The following is a 17,257-nucleotide window of genomic DNA, read 5'->3' as shown; positions in this document are numbered from 1 at the left end:
AATGATTATTGGGAAGAAAGAAAAGCGGCATGAAAACCTACACTTTTAATCGCACCCGCGCTTTGATGGGTGCTTGAGAAATCAAAATTTTCCTGTATAGTGTCTCCCGCTGGAGGAGTGGCAGAGCGGTTGAATGCGGCGGTCTTGAAAACCGTTGAGCCTTTGCGGGCTCCGGGGGTTCGAATCCCTCCTCCTCCGCCAATAAAAAAGCCAACCCAAGGGGTTGGTTTTTTTATTGGCGCGTGATGGTAAGGATTTGAAGCCCCGGTGCGCGATAGCGCACAACGGGGGTTCGACAAATTTGCAGGAGCAAATTTGGACGCCGGAGCAAAGCGACGGCGCCCGAAGGGCGAGGCCCCAGGAAGGGGCCGAGTCAATCCCGACGAGTTTAGCTAAAGCCAACCCAAAGGGTTGGTTGAAAGAAACCGACGTTGCCCCGACCAAGGGGAAAACTGCGTATTAACCGCCACTTCTGAGCAAAAAATAAACACAAAAGCTTAACTTCTTGAAAACACGTGAGAAATAGCCTACAATGTCTGTCATCAAAATAGTAGAAAGAGATCAGCATATTGATTAAGGTCTTATTGGTCGATGACCACCAAATCGTTCGTGAAGGCATTAAACGCTTGTTGGCTGACGCCGATGATATCGATGTCGTTGCCGAAGCAGAAAGTGGTGAAGCTGCGCTAAAAGCGGCCAAACAAGAAGAGATTGATGTGGTATTAATGGATGTTCAAATGCCCGGTATTGGCGGCATCGAGGCCACACGCAAGCTGGTCCACTATCACCCCAAAATTAAAATCCTGGTGTTAACCGTGTGCGACGATGATATTTTCCCCACGCGTTTAATGCGCTCGGGTGCCGCAGGTTATATCACCAAAGGCAGCCCAGCCGATGAAGTGTTGAAAGCCGTGCGACAAGTGTACAAAGGCGAGCGTTATTTAAGCTCAGAAGTGGCTCAGCAATTAGCGCTGAAACGTTTTGATGAAAAAGATTCGCCGTTTGATCAGCTTTCTGAGCGCGAGCTGCAAGTGTTGCTCATGATCACGCAGGGTCAAAAAGTGCAGAAAATTGCAGAGCAATTGCACCTAAGCCCAAAAACGGTGAACACCTACCGTTACCGTATTTTCGCCAAGCTTGGCATCAAGTCTGATGTGGAGTTAACCCACATGGCGTTGCGTTACGGCATCATTGGCCATCAAGCGGATCAGAGCGGCGACGCCTTGCAGTGACATGGACAATGCTGAGGTCTTTTTAAAGCAGCTTCCCACCACGCCCGGTGTTTACCAAATGTATGATGCAGCCGATACCCTTTTGTATGTCGGCAAGGCAAAGCAGCTCAAAAAACGGGTCAGCAGTTATTTTCGTAGTCAATTAGCGCCAAAAACTGAACGCTTAATGCAAAAAGTGGTGCGTATCGAAATCGCGCAAACCGCCTCAGAAACGGAGGCTTTGCTGCTTGAATGTGAGCTCATTAAACGTCACCGTCCGCGCTACAATATTTTACTGCGTGATGATAAAAGTTTTCCTTACCTTATGCTGTCCGATCACCGAGCGCCAAGGCTCGCGTTTTACCGTGGTCAGCCGAAAAAACGCGGTCATTTTTTTGGCCCGTATCCAAACAGTCAAGCCGTGCGTGATACGATGGAATTGGTGCAGCGCGTGTTTTTGTTGCGTGATTGCAGCGATAGTTATTTTTCACACCGCACACGCCCTTGTTTGCAATATCAAATCAAACGTTGCAGTGCGCCTTGTGTGGGGCATATCAGTGATGAAGCCTATCAGCGTGATGTGCAAGCGGCTGTCGATTTTCTCACGGGGCGTGAGGATGACATTGTCATGCGCTTAACAGAACGTATGAACGCCGCAGCGACTGAAATGCGCTACGAAGAGGCAGCACACATGCGTGATCAAATTGCCAGTATTCGTGATGTGCAAGAAACACAGGTGATCACTTCGCAAAGTGAACGCGATGTGGATATTTTCTCGGTAGCGGTGTCGGCCACCTTGGCCTGCGTGGCTGTGTTGATGATACGCGGCGGTCGTTACTTGGGTGATCGATACGATGAGCTTAGCTTGCCACAAGAAAACACGCCGGCCGAAGTGCTTGAAACGTTTTTAAGCCAGTATTATTTGCAGAGCCATGCGGCCTTGCCGGAGGCGGTGTTGGCGGATATTTCGCCCGAGGCTATGCAATTATTGCTGGATGCGATCAGCGAAACACGGGGTAAGCGTTTAAAGCGCTTTGTGCGTTTAAGTGATGAGAAAAAAACCTGGTTGGCCATGGCGCAGAAAAATGCGGCGTTTAAACTGCAAAGCACGCAACTTAAAAAATTGCAAAGTGAGCAGCAGTTTGAAAATTTAAAATCAACGCTCAAGCTTGAGCGCTTAAGCCGTATCGAGTGTTTTGATATCAGTCATCATCAGGGCGAGGCAACCAAGGCATCGAACGTCGTGTTTAACAGCGAGGGGCCGTTGAAAAGTGATTATCGACGGTACAATATCGAGGGTATCACGCCGGGCGATGATTATGCGGCAATGCGACAGGCGATTACGCGACGCTTTAAGGGCGCGAAACGGGCATGCCCGGAGGTGCTGTTGATTGATGGCGGTAAAGGCCAAGTGCACGCAGCCTATGATGCGCTGTGTGAGCTTGAGCTGGACAATGCGATGATATTGATGGGTATTAAAAAAGGGGATCGGCGGCATGCCGAAAACGACCGTATTTTACTGCATCAATCCGGTCATGTGATTGATATCGATGTGCAGGAGCCCGCACGGTTATTATTGCAATATTTGCGGGATGAATCGCACCGTTTTGCGATTAATGCGCATCAAAAAACGAAAACCAAACGCCAAAGCCAATCGATTTTGGATGAGATCCCAGGCATCGGCGCGAAACGTAAAAAAGCGATTTTGCAACATTTTGGCGGCCTTCGTGGTTTGCAGGGCAAAAGCGCGCAAGAGATTGCCAAGGTGCCGGGTGTGAGCCTCGCGCTGGCGCAAACGATAGTGGATTATCTTCAGAAATAGATTGAAACAGTCTTGCGTATAAGCGGTTTTGTTTTTCGTGCGTTTAGGTTAGGATAGCCCTCAAGCAAGGACACAGGGCGCTTATGAACATACCCAATATTCTCACACTGTTGCGCATTTTTCTCATCCCTGTGTTTGTGGTGTGTTATTACTTACCGTTCGCTTCTGGACCAATCATTGCGGCTATGGTTTTTATCGTCGCCGGCGTGACCGATTGGCTCGATGGTTATCTCGCGCGCAAACTTCATCAGGCTTCAAAGTTTGGCGCATTTTTAGACCCGGTGGCCGATAAGCTCATGGTGGCTGTGGCCTTGGTGCTCATGGTCAGCAACCCGCATTTAAATTACATCGCGATTCCTTCGGCGGTGATCATCGGCCGTGAAATTGCGATTTCTGCTTTACGTGAATGGATGGCAGAGCTTGGCAAACGCGCGAATGTGGCGGTCGGTTTTGTGGGTAAACTTAAAACGGCGATGCAACTGGCTGCGATTCCTATTTTGGTCGGCGCCATTGCGATCCAGGCGGAGTGGTTTAGATGGGCCGGTTATATTTTATTGTACGTGTCAGCCATTTTAACGCTGTGGTCGATGTGTGTGTATTTAGCGGCTGCTTGGCCAGATTTTGATTTTATGACCGTTGATGACGAAGAAAATAATAAGGACCCTTCATGAGTTTAGCCTTTATTTTCCCAGGCCAAGGCTCGCAAAAGCTTGGCATGCTCGAAGACTTTTCCATTTACGATAGTGTGATACGCGATCATTTTCATCGTGCCAGCGATGTACTGGGTTTGGATCTTTACATTATCGCGAAAAACGGCCCGGAATCTGAGCTGAACAAAACTGAACTCACGCAGCCGATTTTATTAACATTCAGCACGGCGCTTTGGTCTGTCTATGCGAACTCTGGCCGTGATTTACCGGCGTTCTTGGCAGGCCACAGTTTGGGTGAGTATTCTGCTTTAGTGGCAGGTGGCGCGATGCGTTTTGAAGACGCCGTGCGTTTGGTGCATTTGCGCGGGCAGCTGATGCAAAAAGCGGTGCCAGCCGGGCAGGGTTTGATGGCCGCCGTGATTGGTTTGAGTGATGAAGACGTTATCGCAAGCTGTGAAAGTGTAGGCGGTGTGGTCTCTGCCGCAAACTTTAACTCGCCCGGCCAAGTGGTGATTGCCGGTGAAGCGCAGGCCGTGGACGCGGCAATAGAGGCGTGTAAAACCGCGGGCGCGCGTTTGGCAAAAGTCTTGCCGGTGAGTATTCCTTCGCATTGCGCCTTAATGAAAAGTGCAGCCGATGAGTTGGCGCTAGCGATCGATGCGATGACGATCACTATGCCAACTATTCCGGTCGTGCAGAATGTGAATGCGGATGTGGCGCATGATGTGGATGAGTTGAAAGCGTTATTGCTGGCGCAATTGTATTCGCCGGTGCGTTGGACAGACAGTGTGAACACATTAATACAACACGGCGTGACAGAGTGTATTGAATGTGGCCCGCAGAAAGTGTTGTGCGGTTTGGGTAAGCGCATTAATCGTGATGTGGTGTTTACACCGTTTGAGTAGTCTAGGTTAACCCGCCTTTGTACAAGGGAGGCTAACCGTCTTTGCGAGGAGCGTAGCGACGAAGCAATCTCCAGGTTAATGAACCAGATTGCCGCACTCAGTATCGTTCGCTCGCAATGACATGAGCGGTAGTTCGCCGGAAAAGATCCCAGTGATCGCAGATAGTTAAACAAAGGAGCAAAACATGCCATTAAGCGGAAAAACAGCGATTGTCACGGGTGCTAGCCGAGGCATTGGTCGAGCCATAGCCGTGGCGTTAGCCGAGCAGGGCGCGCAGGTGTTTGGTTCGGCCACCAGTGAAGCGGGCGCAGAAAACTTCACCGCGCATTTGCGTGAGCTTGGCCTAAACGGTGAGGGTTTTGTGTTAAATATTTGCGATGACGATTTAGCCTCGCCGATTGAAGCGATGAAAGCCAAAACAGCGGATAAACGCATTGATATCCTTGTGAACAATGCCGCGATCACCCGCGATAATTTATTTTTACGCATGAAAGAGGATGAGTGGCAATCGGTGATTGATACGAATTTAAATTCCGTGTTTAAACTGACTAAAGCGGTCACACGTGACATGCTGAAAGCGCGCTGGGGCCGTATCATTAATATCAGCTCGATTGTGGGTGTGACGGGCAACGCCGGCCAGCCAAACTACGCGGCAGCCAAAGCGGGCGTAATAGGGTTGACCAAATCCATCGCACAAGAACTCGCCTCACGCGGTATTACAGCGAATTGTGTCGCCCCGGGTTTTATTGATACGGACATGACGCGCGCACTGACGGATGCCCAACGTGAAAGCATACTCGCGGCCATTCCAGCCAAGCGCATTGGCGAGCCGGAGGAGATCGCAAGCCTCGTGGCGTATCTGGCTTCACCATTGGCGGCGTATATCACTGGTCAAACCATTCATGTGAATGGCGGTATGTTGACGGTTTGATAATACGATTTAGATGTAGCCGATGGGTACAGCGTCGATGCTTTCTGACAAGGGCAGCAAGCTTTGTGTCAAGCATAATACAGCACCGTGTGCAATGGGCATTTTCAAGCTATTTAAGCGCTCAAATGTTTTGAGATCGATGTTTCGAGTGGCAGCAGTTTTTTTAATTTCAATCGGGTATAAGCTGCCGTTTCTTTCAATCAGTAAATCGATTTCTCTTTTTTCTTTGTCGCGATAATAAAACAATCTTGGTGATTTACCTGCATTAAAATAGGATTTTATAATCTCTGTAACGACGTAGGTTTCAAGTATGCTTCCGTTCATAGCGCCTCGCTCAAGCACGTCGGGGTTCAGCCAGCCAGATAGGTAGCAGCATAAGCCTGTGTCCATAAAATATAATTTCGGCGTTTTAATGAGTCGTTTGTTGTGGTTGCTAAAATAGGGCTGCAATAAATAGATGAGCCCAGAAGCTTGTAGAGCATCAACCCAGCTTTTTATCGAAGGAATGCTGACGCCAACATCTTTGCTTAAATCAGCATAGTTGAGCATTTGACCTGTCCGGCTAGCGATGATTTGCATAAACCGATAAAAAGGTGCCTGGTCTTTCAATTTTAAGTAATCATGAACGTCACGTTGAATATACGTTGTGACATAAGACTCGTAAAAGCGCTCCCAGGTTTTACCATTGTCTAACACGACGTGAGGATAGCTGCCTCGCCAAATGCAATGATACGCTTGCGAGAGAGTCAATGGTTTGGCTGTTTTTGCTCGGGTCGCAAGTGTGTCCGGGTCTGGTAAAAAAGGTGAGGCTGTTAGGCGATGCTGCTCTTCTGCGAGCGACAGTCCTTGGAGTTTAAGTAGGGCGACACGGCCGGCCAGTGATTCCGACACGTTTTTCATCATGTCAAATTGTTGAGAGCCGGTTAGCCAAATAAGCCCTGGTTGTTTAAGTTTGTCGACTAGAATCTTAATGTATGGAAACAGCTTGGGTGCATATTGCACTTCATCAATGAGCACGGGTAAGCTTAATCGGTTTAAAAAGGTTTCAGGGTCCGCTTGAGCGGCGTGTCGCAAATTGATGTCATCGAGAGTGATGTAGCTTCGGCTTGTTTTTTCGGTATGCTCAAGCAAAGTAGTTTTGCCGACCTGTCTGGGGCCGGTGAGCAGTAATACAGGGAAGCTCTGGCTGGTTTCTTGGATAATTTTTTCTAAAATTCGCTTAATATACATAATGTTGACTAATATAAAGTTGTTCTTTATATTAGTCGGCACTACGGGTTTTGTCAAATGGCCGCGTACAGCAACCCCATTTTGCCTCCAGAAATTCGGGTACAAATTTATTGCTTAAAACATCGCCTTACGTAGGTATTTGTTAAGCTTAGCTAAAGGTTTAAGGGCTAGAATAGACCGTAGCTAAAAAGGTTTTAGCTGTGCGTGCGCAGCTTAATTTAAAAAAGTCTGCAGTTGAACTGCAACAATAAGAAAGAAAATGAGGTGTTTTCATGGGCAACCAGCAACCGTTACGAAACTATCCCCCTGGAGTTTCTCCGTTTGAGCGTGATTTACTTGATATATATCGTTACTTAAATTGGCATTGTCGCACTACCCCGAATACTAAAATAGATGGAGAGCGTAGTAGACTTGCAGATGACGTGAACGGGATTACAGAAAATAGTTTCTATAAAAAGAAGTATTTTATTGCAGCAACCGCTTATAACGAGCTTTTACCCACACTTAAAAAATTCTCAGACGAGTATTTTTCAGAGTTCGTAGAGAAGAATACGAATGATGATGAGTTTATTGCTTTACTAGATAGATTGAAACCAATTGCGCAAGCAGATTTTCCAGTAAACCCCGCTGTTCAAGTCGCTGATGCTCACAATGCAGACGCTGCTTCGAAGTCTCTTGAGCAAAACACACAGACCAAAAAGAGATTGTCACTAGGCCAACGTTTTAAAGCATGGAAAGAAAGACGGGCTGAAAAACAGTTGGCACGTTTTCTTGCTAATAGCCCGTTTGGGCCAGTCAAGAGCATGTCTGATCTTGAGAAATGTTTAGATGACGCTCGTACTCGCTTTGGAAGAAAGTTTAGCGCTTCTAAAAAACAGCGCCTTAAAGCCGCCTACCAAAGAGCTCATCCAGAATCAGCGACCGTTACGGCTAACTCTGCAGGACCTGCTGTTGTTATTGGTCGTTCCACTACGAGTTTAGTGAAGGTCCTGGGAAGTCCTTCGGCGGCGGATGCTGAGGTGGCCAACGTATCCCAAGCAGATGAAGATCGATCAGAGCAAAGAACACCTGATGGGTGTCGTAGTGCAGGCACACCAAATTCGGATTCTTCAGACCTGCCATCGTTTGCTTATTCTACTTTGAGCTCAAGCGGCGCCAGTCGACACACAGATTCGTCTCTATTATGCGACGATGATGACGATCATAATGGTGGTGATGGCCTTCAAGCTTTATCTGCTGCTGCAGAGGCTGTTGCTGCTGCAGAGGCACCACGTGTAACGCGTAAAAATTTAGGTGAGAAGATTGCAGCTGCTGCTGATGCTTCTGCAGATGATGCTTCTGCAGATGATGCTTCTGCAGCTGTGTATTGTGGGCCTTAATTTTACAGTGGCTTTTGCCCAGGTCGAGGCCACTGGCATTTCCACTAGGCTCGGCTACACTTAAAACTTTAAAAACAAATGGTTAATTATGGCAGCTTCAGACAATACAGAGTCAAGGACAAGGAAGATCACTCGGGTTCGCCTGCCAAAAGACAGAAGAGCGTACCTTGCGCCCATTCTTGCTTTAATGCATCAGGTCAATAATAAGAATGCTGCTTTTTCTCAGGCTCTTCCCTTGCCGGAGGCTTTTGAAAAAATTAAACTTGATAATAATTGGCCGAATACCCCTAGCTTTAACGACGAAGATTTTCCACACTTTCAAAATCTGAGGAATATCAAGCGTTTGGGCGGGCCAATATACGAAGACCGCTTAATCTACTTGCTTTACCCTGTTGCGCAAAGGTTGATGCAGCCTGAACCGCTTTTATATGGTGAGACTCAAGCTATCGCCCGTAAAGTCGCTTTGGTGTCCCACTTGTTGCCGAAAAAGGGCGCTGGCCACCCTTTTTTGAGAGAAGAAGGCTTTTCTTTCACTGATACGGATTTGGAAAAATTACTGGAAGAATTTCAACCAGATAATGGAGATTTCAAAGATCGGGTTTCTACTCAGTCAAGAGCGCTAGCTCAGTTTGATACGAAAAAGCCGAGTTTACGAGAGCGCTTCAAGCAAGTAGCTGACCAGCCGGTGGGAAATGCTGGGTCACCTAATACAGAAGCTCAAGAAGAGCATTTACAAGTGTTGGTTGCTGAAATTAAAAAGCTTGCACAAGACTCTAGTAATACGTTTAGACATCAGGCGGTTTGGAGTTTAAAATCTGCTTTCAGTAATTTACCTGGTATGGGCGCCCTGGACCCAGAAAAATCAGAAGCTATTAAAGCCAATGTTAACCAGCATCTTTTCAAGCTTGGCTACGAGTCGCTAAGCAGCGTGTTCAGCGAACTAGCCAAGGATAAAAGTATACCCTATGGCGACCTGGCGCTTGCGGGTATTGGACCTGCGGCGCCAGTGAGTTTTGAGGGGCATGATGAAAGGTTGGCTCTTCGAAGCAGCGAGCATGGGAATGACCGCAAAGCACCGGGCTATGCAGTTGCAGAAACTTATCGTGCCTGGTTGAAGTCTGACGGATTTTCTGAGCAACATATTGATCGTTTTTTGAAGTGCTTGCATCAAAATGGATTACTTCAGTTGGGTGTTGGCGAACAAAGCCCAATTCATAATTTAGCCTTACTTTATCCGCTGCTTGAAGGGCAGAATTCACACCCGAAGCTTCGTTTCTCGGTTAAAAGCGCCTCTGTGCTTCATGTTGTACAAACCTTCGAGATAGGTTTGCCGGGGGAGCAAAAGAGCCGCGTGAAGGTTGAGTTTGACTTAGACTTCTCGGATGAGAAAAACGTCAAAGTTGCCAATGTTCGACCGGACTTTTCGAACTCAGCCACCTTGTTTGAACTATTAGCGATGAGCGAACATGAGATTACAGGTCTGCAGGGGCGCTTGCCTTCTGAACAACGACTTAAAAAGCAGTCTAAACAATCACCGTCTTTTGAGAAACATCGATCAACCTCTGTCGTTTATTTGGATAAATTAGCTGCTGAATACCTTGAGCAGCGGTCTCTCGATTCTGTAACTTCTGATGGGCGTGAGGACAGCGGTCCTAACGACGGGGCAAGTCTTAGTGGCTCTTCTTCTCCTCCTGGTTCTTCGCCAAGCGTGGCCTCTGATTCAGTGAGCTCGTTGACAAGAACGAGCTCTAGTTCTTCATTTGGCGCAATAGCTAACCAGTTGGCCCGAAACTCCAAGAAACAGCCGCAGATTGCTTCAGAAAATAAAAATCCTGAACTTGACATTATTGCTTACTACAAAAACCTTAAGCGCGGCTGTATGAAAAATGGTAGGGGCGAAGGAAATCGCGCTGCGATTGTAAAACATTTGCGTGATCTTGCTGAGCGTATTAAGCCTGCTCGAAACAATCGCGGAGAAGTCAAGTTAGAAGATGCTATTGAAGCATTCAATCAGTTTACGAATCCACACCGTGTTGGAAAATCTGATCCTTACACCGGCACAAGAACCCGTGTGGCGCGCATAGGTCGCCGAAATCGTGATGTGCTTCGCCTTTTGGCTGATGACGATATTCTGCAGCTAAGCTCGCACTCGGTTTTGCATGAATTGTTTTTTGGAGATGCGGATAAAAACCCTACCAAAGAAGACACTCGCAAAGGCTATTTGTCGAGTAAGCGTGCACGAAAACTGAAACCAAGACTTCCCCTGGGGTCTGAGCCTTTATCGCAGTCTGGCAGTAGTGAAAAACAGAATGTGGCTACTGAGGACGAGCTGTTACAAGCTTTCTCAGCAAGCTATAGGGACGGGCTTGCGAACGATTTAGCTTTTCTTGATCCGTATAGCGACGCAAATATTGCTCATATTGCTCAGGACTTTTGCCGAGATGATGGCTCTCACAATCCGTTGCTCGACGGGGCCAAGTTTTCTGTCAGAAAAGGTAATCAAGAGAGTGATGAAGCTTACGTTGAGCGTCTAAAATCTGCCTGCACTACAGCCTTGAATAGGGGGGGTATCTCTTTTAAGGAAGAGTTTGCTGCGGATATTTTGTTATTGTGTACTCAAAAATACTTCAAGTCTGTAAAGCAATTGTCTGAAGGCGATCCGCTTCATTATGCAGCTCAGATGCTCGAAGTGTTCACTGGTAACACTGTAACCCTAAGCGTCACGGCGTTAGCTCCTGATAAGGTTCGTATTGTACAACAGTTTACTAGTTCTTACGGCGATAAGACTCTTGATTTCAAAGGTCATCTTGAGTTTGATTTGTCCTTTCATCAAAATGCCTTGCGACGCTGCTCAATAGATTCTCTTCGAGTTGTAATCGATGATTCTCCTGCGTCTTTTTTGCATGTGGCTCAGGTGAAAACTTTGGAACAAAGGAATCAGATTGGCGATAAAATACAAGCAGCCATAGAATGTAAAGCTTCTGCTGCTTTAGATAAAGGACCAACTGAAGGGGAGGCTGCCGTCGGTGCTCAACGTCAACGACCAACTGCTTTAGGCAGCCCAGCTCGTGGCGCTGCCCTAGCTAAGGATGATGGTGGCGACGGTAAGAAGACACCGACGCCTACTCCTGGGGCCAAAATCTAAGCCACGGTGCCTAGGCTTAGTGACCCACCGTTGTGGGCTACCAAAAAGCACCTAACTGATCTCGGAAAAGTAGAGCAATGCTGTCGCTAAACAGTCTCCCCAACCTTTTTGTTCGGCTGCAAAGCAAGCAAAACGGATAAGGATGCCTAAGGCTTTTCTTTTTTCCCGTCTACTAAGGCTCTAGGGGGCGCTTTTTACTCTGTTTCATTTATCGCTTGGCGAGTCATACCTGTTCTCTTTTTTACCAACCACCGTATTTTTTACGCTGCCGCTCGTTGCCGCTTAGCCGTAAAATTGGTCAAAAAATAACGACAGGAGACGAGTATGTACAAGAAAAAAGATTTCGATGAAGCCATTTCTCAACTTAGGCAGAATAATGCTACGGCGTTACATAAAGCGATTGCAGCGGCCTTAGATCTGTATGAGTCACACGGTGTTGTGCCAACACTTGAAGAGCTGAGGGTGATCACTTCAGGTGATTTGTCGGCTTTGTTTGGGCTTGTTGAATCAAAGAGTGTGGGGCGATTATCGTTGGCGTACTCATTTATCAAAAGCTGTTTTGAGCACCACAAGCTTACGTTGATGCACTCGGCCTTGAAATCGCGATCCTATTTTCCTTCTGTTGCTCAGTACTTTAAGTATTTATCGCATCCCGATCACAACGAAATGGATGATTTTTTCTATTTGTTGATGAGAAGTCCGGAGCTTGTCAGTGCGCAAGATGAGCAGGGTAATACCTTGTTACATGCGATTGTCGATAGTTTGGCGCCTTACTCGCCGGGTAATGTGTTTAAGTTGCTGAGTCTGGTTTATGTGTTTCAGCCAAGCTTTACTTTAAAAGATAATGAAGGGTACACAGCGCTACACAGGCTTGCTCAGCGTTCACATTCGTACGATCAACAAACCTTCGTTGTGGGGCGGGTATTGGAATCCATGGTTGCGCAAGCGCTTGAACAAAAAGCTGTTTTGTCGGTGAGGTGTCCGGCAGGTTGCACCTTTCTTCATACATTGTTGATTACCTGTCCCAACCCACTTCCTTACACCCATCCTGGTCCTAGAGACTACGAAGCTCACAAGACAAGAAACGCATTAAGGCCAGTTTTAACCGAAGGGGTTGTGAGCCTCATGTGTGATGCGGCAGACCCTTCAATACATTGCCTTTCACGCTCTGGTTCAACGGCATTGTTTTATGCAATCAACCATCAACATTATGCCTCTGCTTTGGCTTTGGTTCGCGCGGGGGTTAATCCTGAGCTGGCTGGCCAACCGGATAGAAATCCACTCAGAGAAATTGAGAGCATGCTGTCAGTGCTTGCAAAGGCCCAAGTCGACGTTGATCAAGACGATGACTGTCACTTTGTGGCGACCTATTTTGAAGAGGTGAGTTTAGTGGCTGAGCTCAGAGCGGCGATGACAGCTGCTGCCCGAAACCATCAAATAGAAAGGGCGGAGGGCGTTCGTTTTTTTACGGCGCACCTTGGAGAGCATGATCATAAAGCTTGGTCTGAGCTTAAGCTTAAAGCAGGCGATAAGGATCGATGCGGGCCTGGCTACGGATTTTAGGCGGCAAAACCCCAACCCAAGTCCTTGAAACTCGCCAGGGTTTTTTTTCAATTGGCGGCTTTAGAAAGTGTTCACTTTTTAAAAAGTTCAAGGTACACTTGCCCCTAAGGTAGATTTTCGATAAGAGGGTTAAATTGAATGAGCACTGTTGAAGAACGCGTAAAGAAGATTGTTGCTGAGCAACTTGGCATGAAAGTCGAAGAAATTAAAAATGAAGCGTCTTTCATCGATGATTTGGGTGCTGACTCGCTCGACACGGTTGAGTTGGTGATGGCTTTGGAAGAAGAGTTTGAAACGGAAATTCCAGACGAAGAGGCTGAAAAAATCACCACCATTCAGCAAGCGATCGACCATATTGGCGCTCACTTGAAAGAGTCAAAAGGCGAGTAATACTATCAATTCTAGAAAGCGAGCTGCGTGCTCGCTTTTTTATATGGGGAAAACGGTGTGAAACGACGCGTGGTAGTCACAGGTCTTGGGATGGTCAGCCCCTTGGGCAATACGGTCGATGAGAGCTGGAAAGCCTGCGTGGCCGGCCAATCCGGTATACGTTTGGTGGATCAGTTTGATACTAGCCATTGCGCGGCGAAAATCAGTGGCAGTGTGCGCGGTTTTGATGCCAGCTTGTACATGGCGGCCAAAGACGTGCGCCGTAACGATGTGTTTATCCACTATGCAGCCGCTGCGGCTAGCCAAGCGATGAGCGACTCGGGTCTTGAAATCGATGAAGCTTTATCTGAGCGAGCCGGTGTGGCCTTGGGCTCGGGTATTGGGGGGTTGCCAATGATCGATTTCAGCTGCCAATTACTGCGTGAAAAAGGCCCTAAAAAGGTTTCTCCGTTTTTTATTCCCGGTGTGATCATCAATATGGCCGCTGGCTATGTGTCGATCCAGCATAATTTAAAAGGCCCGAATATCAGTGTGGTCACGGCGTGCACCACGGGTACGCACAATATTGGCTTGGCCGCACGCATGATTGAATACGGCGATGCCGATGTGATGCTCGCAGGCGGCGCTGAAATGGCCACCTCCGATATTGGCTTGTGTGGTTTTGGTGCGATGCGCGCACTGTCTACACGAAACGATGCGCCGGAAAAAGCGTCTCGCCCCTGGGATAAAGACCGCGATGGTTTTGTTTTGGGCGATGGTGCGGGCGTATTGATTTTAGAAGAGCTAGAGCACGCGAAAAAACGTGGCGCCAAGATTTACGCTGAGCTTGCGGGCTTTGGTATGAGTGCGGATGCGCACCATATCACCGCACCCGACCCGATGGGCGGCGAGCGTGCGATGAGGGCTGCGTTGTCTAATGCCGGTTTAAACGTTGACGATGTGGATTATATCAACGCACATGCCACGTCAACGCCCTTGGGTGATGAGCTCGAGGCGAAATCCATCATGCACACCTTTGGTGACCACGCCAAACACTTGGCGGTGAGTTCGACCAAGTCCATGACCGGCCATTTGCTGGGCGCAGCCGGTGCGATCGAGGCGATTTTTACGACCTTAGCCATCCGTGATCAAGTGGCCCCACCCACGATTAACTTGGATAACCCGAGTGAGGGCTGTGATTTGAACCTGGTGCCGCACACGGCACAGGCGCGCAAGATTCGGGTGGCGATTTCCAACTCGTTTGGTTTTGGTGGCACGAACGGCAGTGTGTTGTTTAAGGCATTTTAACCGTCATCGCGAGCGAGTATCACGAGCGTGGCGATCTATTTTATAATGCTTCTGGTGGTGAGAGGGGATGAAGATTAAAAAATGCATTAAATCCCTTGTATTACTCATTGTTTTTATTATTTTAATTTTACTTCTCTGGTGGTGGCGCTTCTTGGTGATGCCGATCACCGGTGCTGAGCCTGTTCGTTTTATCCTCAAGCCCGGCAATACAGCGATTCGCACGGCCTATGTGCTAGAAAATACAACGTATTTAAGCCACCCCAAGGCCTTTGTGTTGTTAGCCAGACTTCGAGGGGATTTGCATCGCTTGCAAGGTGGGGAGTATGAACTTGCGCCGTATAGCACATCGTCGGATGTTTTGAACCAATTCATTCAGGGCAGTGATATTTACCATGCGTTTATTGTGGTGAACGGTTGGACGATCTACCAAGTCATGGCCGAGTTGTCATCCAATAAGAATATAAAACATACACTTAATGGCAAAAGCTTAAGTGAAATCGCAAAAGCAATGGGCTTGAATCACAAGACCCCGGAGGGGTTGTTGTTTCCCAATACCTATTTTTACCGCTGGGGCACGAGTGATGTGGCGCTGCTTAATCGTGCTCATGTGGCCATGCAGGCCTACCTTAAAACGGCCTGGGCGGATAGGGCCAAAGGCTTGCCGTATCGCTCGCCGTATCAGGCGCTGATTGTCGCTTCCATGATCGAAAAAGAAACGGCGAAGACCCGTGAAAAACCGGTGATCGCCGCGGTGATTTTGGCTCGCTTGAAGAAGTGGATGCACCTGCAGATCGATTCCACCGTTATCTATGGGCTTATGCCCAACTATCAAGGTGGCAGCTTAAGCCGAGCGGACCTGCGCCAAGATACACCGTTTAACAGCTATTTACACTACGGCTTGCCGCCCACGCCGATTGCTATGCCGGGTCCAGGTTCCATTGAGGCGGCCTTGCACCCAGCCAGCACGCAGGCCCTGTACTACGTCGCCAAAGGCGATGGCAGTCATGTGTTTTCAAATACGCTCAAAGGCCAGCAGGCCGCGATTCGAAAATACTTATTGAAAGCACCGTAGGGGCTGTTTACAATCGTGCGCACAGAGGCGGATCGGAAAAGTCATGGTCAAAAAAACAGGTTTATTTATCACAGTCGAAGGCATTGAGGGTGTGGGCAAATCCACGGCCATTCGTTTCTTGCAGGCCTATCTTGAGGAAAAATCTGTCCCGGTGGTCGTCACACGTGAGCCGGGTGGCACGGAAATTGCTGAAGCGATTCGTAAGTTATTGCTCGCGCACTTCACTGAAAAAATGACACAAGACGCTGAATTATTAATGATGTTTGCCAGCCGTGCGCAGCACATTGCCCACATTATTCGCCCCGCTCTGGAAGAAGGCCAGTTGGTCTTGTGTGATCGTTTTACCGATGCGAGTTTCGCGTATCAAGGTGCGGGTCGCGGTATTCCTGAAGAGGATATTGCAGCGCTAGAAAAACTCGTTCAAAAAGGCTTAAAGCCGGACTTAACGATCTTGTTAGATGCGCCAGCGCAAGTGGGTGCCACGCGTGCGAAACACCGTAGCCCGGCTGACCGCATTGAGAAAGAAAAGATTCATTTTTTTGAGCGTGCCCGTGGCGCGTATCTCGCGCGCGCTAAGCTTGATGCTGAGCGTTTTGCGGTGGTCGACGCCAGCCAGTCTTTGTCTCACGTGCGACAAGAGTTAAAAGACATTGTTGACCGCTTCTTATCTCAACACTATGTGGGATAGCTTTTTTGACAAGCTGGCCGACTCTTTGGCACAGGGTGATTTGCCTCAATCGTTATTGATCACACACCGTGAGGGTGTTTTTGAAGAGGGTTTGCGCAAGCAGCTTGTGGCCAGCTTGTTGTGCCTGGCGCCGTCTCAGGGGAAGGCCTGCGGGCATTGCGTCGCGTGCCAGCTTTATCAGGCCGGCACACATCCGGATTACTTTCACCTGGTGCCTGAGGGCGCCTCAAACACAATCAAAATCGATCAGGTCAGGGCGGTACTCAGGGCGGTGGCGCAAAGGCCGCACACCAGTGCCGCACAGGTGGTCGTGATCACCCAGGCGGATCGCTTAAACACGGCGGCCAGTAATGCTTTGCTTAAAGCGTTGGAAGAACCCACTGAGACCACTCGCTGGGTGTTGATGAGCTCGCGCCCGATGCAGTTATTACCCACGATTCGAAGCCGTACAGTGGTCTTGCGTTTGCCGCCGTTGAGTGCATCGCAGGTGCACCAGAGCCTCTTGCAACAGGGCGTGCCTGAATCGACCATTCCTGTGCTCATGGCGGCCTTTGAGGGGGCGCCTGCGTCTGCGCTAGCGGCTTATGAGTCGGGTTTCTGCGAGAGTGAATCCTTGTTTCAAACGGCTTGGGCAGATTTGCAGGCCAAGCGCATCAGTTTGCTTCAGTTTTTAGACGCGCTCAAAGGCGTGAGTGTTCAGCAACGTTTTTCTTGTTTAACTAAGGCAGTGGAGAGGGTTTTTAAACAAACACCTTCAATCACTGTGGCGAATTACTTCGCCGAGCTTAGGCAGGCCCTGGCTCAATGGTCAGTGATATCCGGCCTAAATGGGGAATTATTGTTTGAGCAGCAAATGCTCAATTGGTGCAGGCTTGGTCTTTGAGGGTGATGTTAAGGGGTGCGATTAAAAGTGTAGGTTTTTGAAAAAAACGTTAGAATCCATGTAATTTTAATATTACAGAAGGATCGAAAGACATGGAGGAC

The 17,257-nt window shown here is 48.3% G+C and carries 15 protein-coding genes and 1 tRNA gene; 15 read left to right on the top strand and 1 reads right to left on the bottom strand.

Going from position 1 to position 17,257, the window contains the following annotated elements:
• Positions 1-111 precede the first annotated feature (111 nt).
• From COV52_08140 to fabG, 7 genes are all read left to right on the top strand, one after another.
• Positions 112-201 (top strand) — tRNA-Ser (locus COV52_08140).
• Between the two features lie 34 nt (positions 202-235).
• A complete protein-coding gene (locus COV52_08135; protein PIR10632.1) occupies positions 236-463 on the top strand; it encodes a hypothetical protein in 228 nt (75 codons plus the stop codon).
• 106 nt (positions 464-569) lie between these two features.
• Positions 570-1,232 (top strand): two-component system response regulator UvrY, encoded by a 663-nt coding sequence (locus COV52_08130; GenBank protein PIR10631.1) that lies wholly within the window; start codon positions 570-572, stop codon positions 1,230-1,232.
• 1 nt (position 1,233) lies between these two features.
• On the top strand, positions 1,234-3,033 hold the full coding sequence (gene uvrC / locus COV52_08125) for an excinuclease ABC subunit C (protein ID PIR10630.1): 1,800 nt from the start codon (positions 1,234-1,236) through the stop codon (positions 3,031-3,033).
• Between the two features lie 83 nt (positions 3,034-3,116).
• A complete protein-coding gene (gene pgsA / locus COV52_08120) occupies positions 3,117-3,704 on the top strand; it encodes a CDP-diacylglycerol--glycerol-3-phosphate 3-phosphatidyltransferase (protein PIR10629.1) in 588 nt (195 codons plus the stop codon).
• Positions 3,701-4,588 carry a [acyl-carrier-protein] S-malonyltransferase gene (fabD, locus tag COV52_08115; GenBank protein ID PIR10628.1) on the top strand — a complete coding sequence of 296 codons (888 nt, stop codon included), beginning with the start codon at positions 3,701-3,703 and terminating at the stop codon, positions 4,586-4,588. The genes pgsA and fabD overlap by 4 nt, the downstream gene beginning before the upstream one ends.
• Before the next feature lie 184 nt (positions 4,589-4,772).
• Positions 4,773-5,519, top strand: coding sequence for a 3-oxoacyl-ACP reductase (gene fabG / locus COV52_08110; GenBank protein PIR10627.1), 747 nt, complete (start codon positions 4,773-4,775; stop codon positions 5,517-5,519).
• Between the two features lie 9 nt (positions 5,520-5,528).
• Here the strand turns inward: fabG and COV52_08105 are convergent, their stop codons facing one another.
• Positions 5,529-6,749: an ATPase gene (locus tag COV52_08105; protein ID PIR10626.1), complete on the bottom strand. Its 1,221-nt coding sequence runs from the start codon at positions 6,747-6,749 to the stop codon at positions 5,529-5,531.
• A gap of 272 nt (positions 6,750-7,021) precedes the next feature.
• Between COV52_08105 and COV52_08100 the strand changes: the two genes are divergently transcribed.
• From COV52_08100 to holB, 8 genes are all read left to right on the top strand, one after another.
• On the top strand, positions 7,022-8,128 hold the full coding sequence (locus tag COV52_08100; protein ID PIR10625.1) for a hypothetical protein: 1,107 nt from the start codon (positions 7,022-7,024) through the stop codon (positions 8,126-8,128).
• 187 nt (positions 8,129-8,315) lie between these two features.
• The gene (locus tag COV52_08095; protein ID PIR10624.1) at positions 8,316-11,273 is read left to right on the top strand and encodes a hypothetical protein; all 2,958 of its coding nucleotides are present in this window, start codon (positions 8,316-8,318) and stop codon (positions 11,271-11,273) included.
• A 324-nt stretch (positions 11,274-11,597) separates the two neighbouring features.
• Complete coding sequence (locus COV52_08090; protein PIR10623.1) at positions 11,598-12,836, top strand: hypothetical protein; 1,239 nt, start codon at positions 11,598-11,600, stop codon at positions 12,834-12,836.
• 138 nt (positions 12,837-12,974) lie between these two features.
• On the top strand, positions 12,975-13,226 hold the full coding sequence (locus tag COV52_08085) for an acyl carrier protein (protein ID PIR10622.1): 252 nt from the start codon (positions 12,975-12,977) through the stop codon (positions 13,224-13,226).
• 90 nt (positions 13,227-13,316) lie between these two features.
• Complete coding sequence (gene fabF, locus COV52_08080) at positions 13,317-14,513, top strand: beta-ketoacyl-[acyl-carrier-protein] synthase II (GenBank protein PIR10633.1); 1,197 nt, start codon at positions 13,317-13,319, stop codon at positions 14,511-14,513.
• 67 nt (positions 14,514-14,580) lie between these two features.
• Positions 14,581-15,585: a hypothetical protein gene (locus tag COV52_08075; GenBank protein ID PIR10621.1), complete on the top strand. Its 1,005-nt coding sequence runs from the start codon at positions 14,581-14,583 to the stop codon at positions 15,583-15,585.
• A 43-nt stretch (positions 15,586-15,628) separates the two neighbouring features.
• Positions 15,629-16,273, top strand: a complete 645-nt coding sequence (locus COV52_08070) for a dTMP kinase (GenBank protein PIR10620.1) — start codon at positions 15,629-15,631, stop codon at positions 16,271-16,273.
• On the top strand, positions 16,263-17,156 hold the full coding sequence (gene holB / locus COV52_08065) for a DNA polymerase III subunit delta' (GenBank protein ID PIR10619.1): 894 nt from the start codon (positions 16,263-16,265) through the stop codon (positions 17,154-17,156). The genes COV52_08070 and holB overlap by 11 nt, the downstream gene beginning before the upstream one ends.
• Positions 17,157-17,257 lie beyond the last annotated feature (101 nt).

The sequence above is a fragment of the Gammaproteobacteria bacterium CG11_big_fil_rev_8_21_14_0_20_46_22 genome (assembly GCA_002796245.1).
In the GTDB taxonomy this organism is placed as follows: Bacteria; Pseudomonadota; Gammaproteobacteria; order UBA12402; family UBA12402; genus 1-14-0-20-46-22.
The sequence above is the reverse complement of the archived record's forward strand: the minus strand, read 5'-3'. Positions and strand labels throughout refer to the sequence as shown.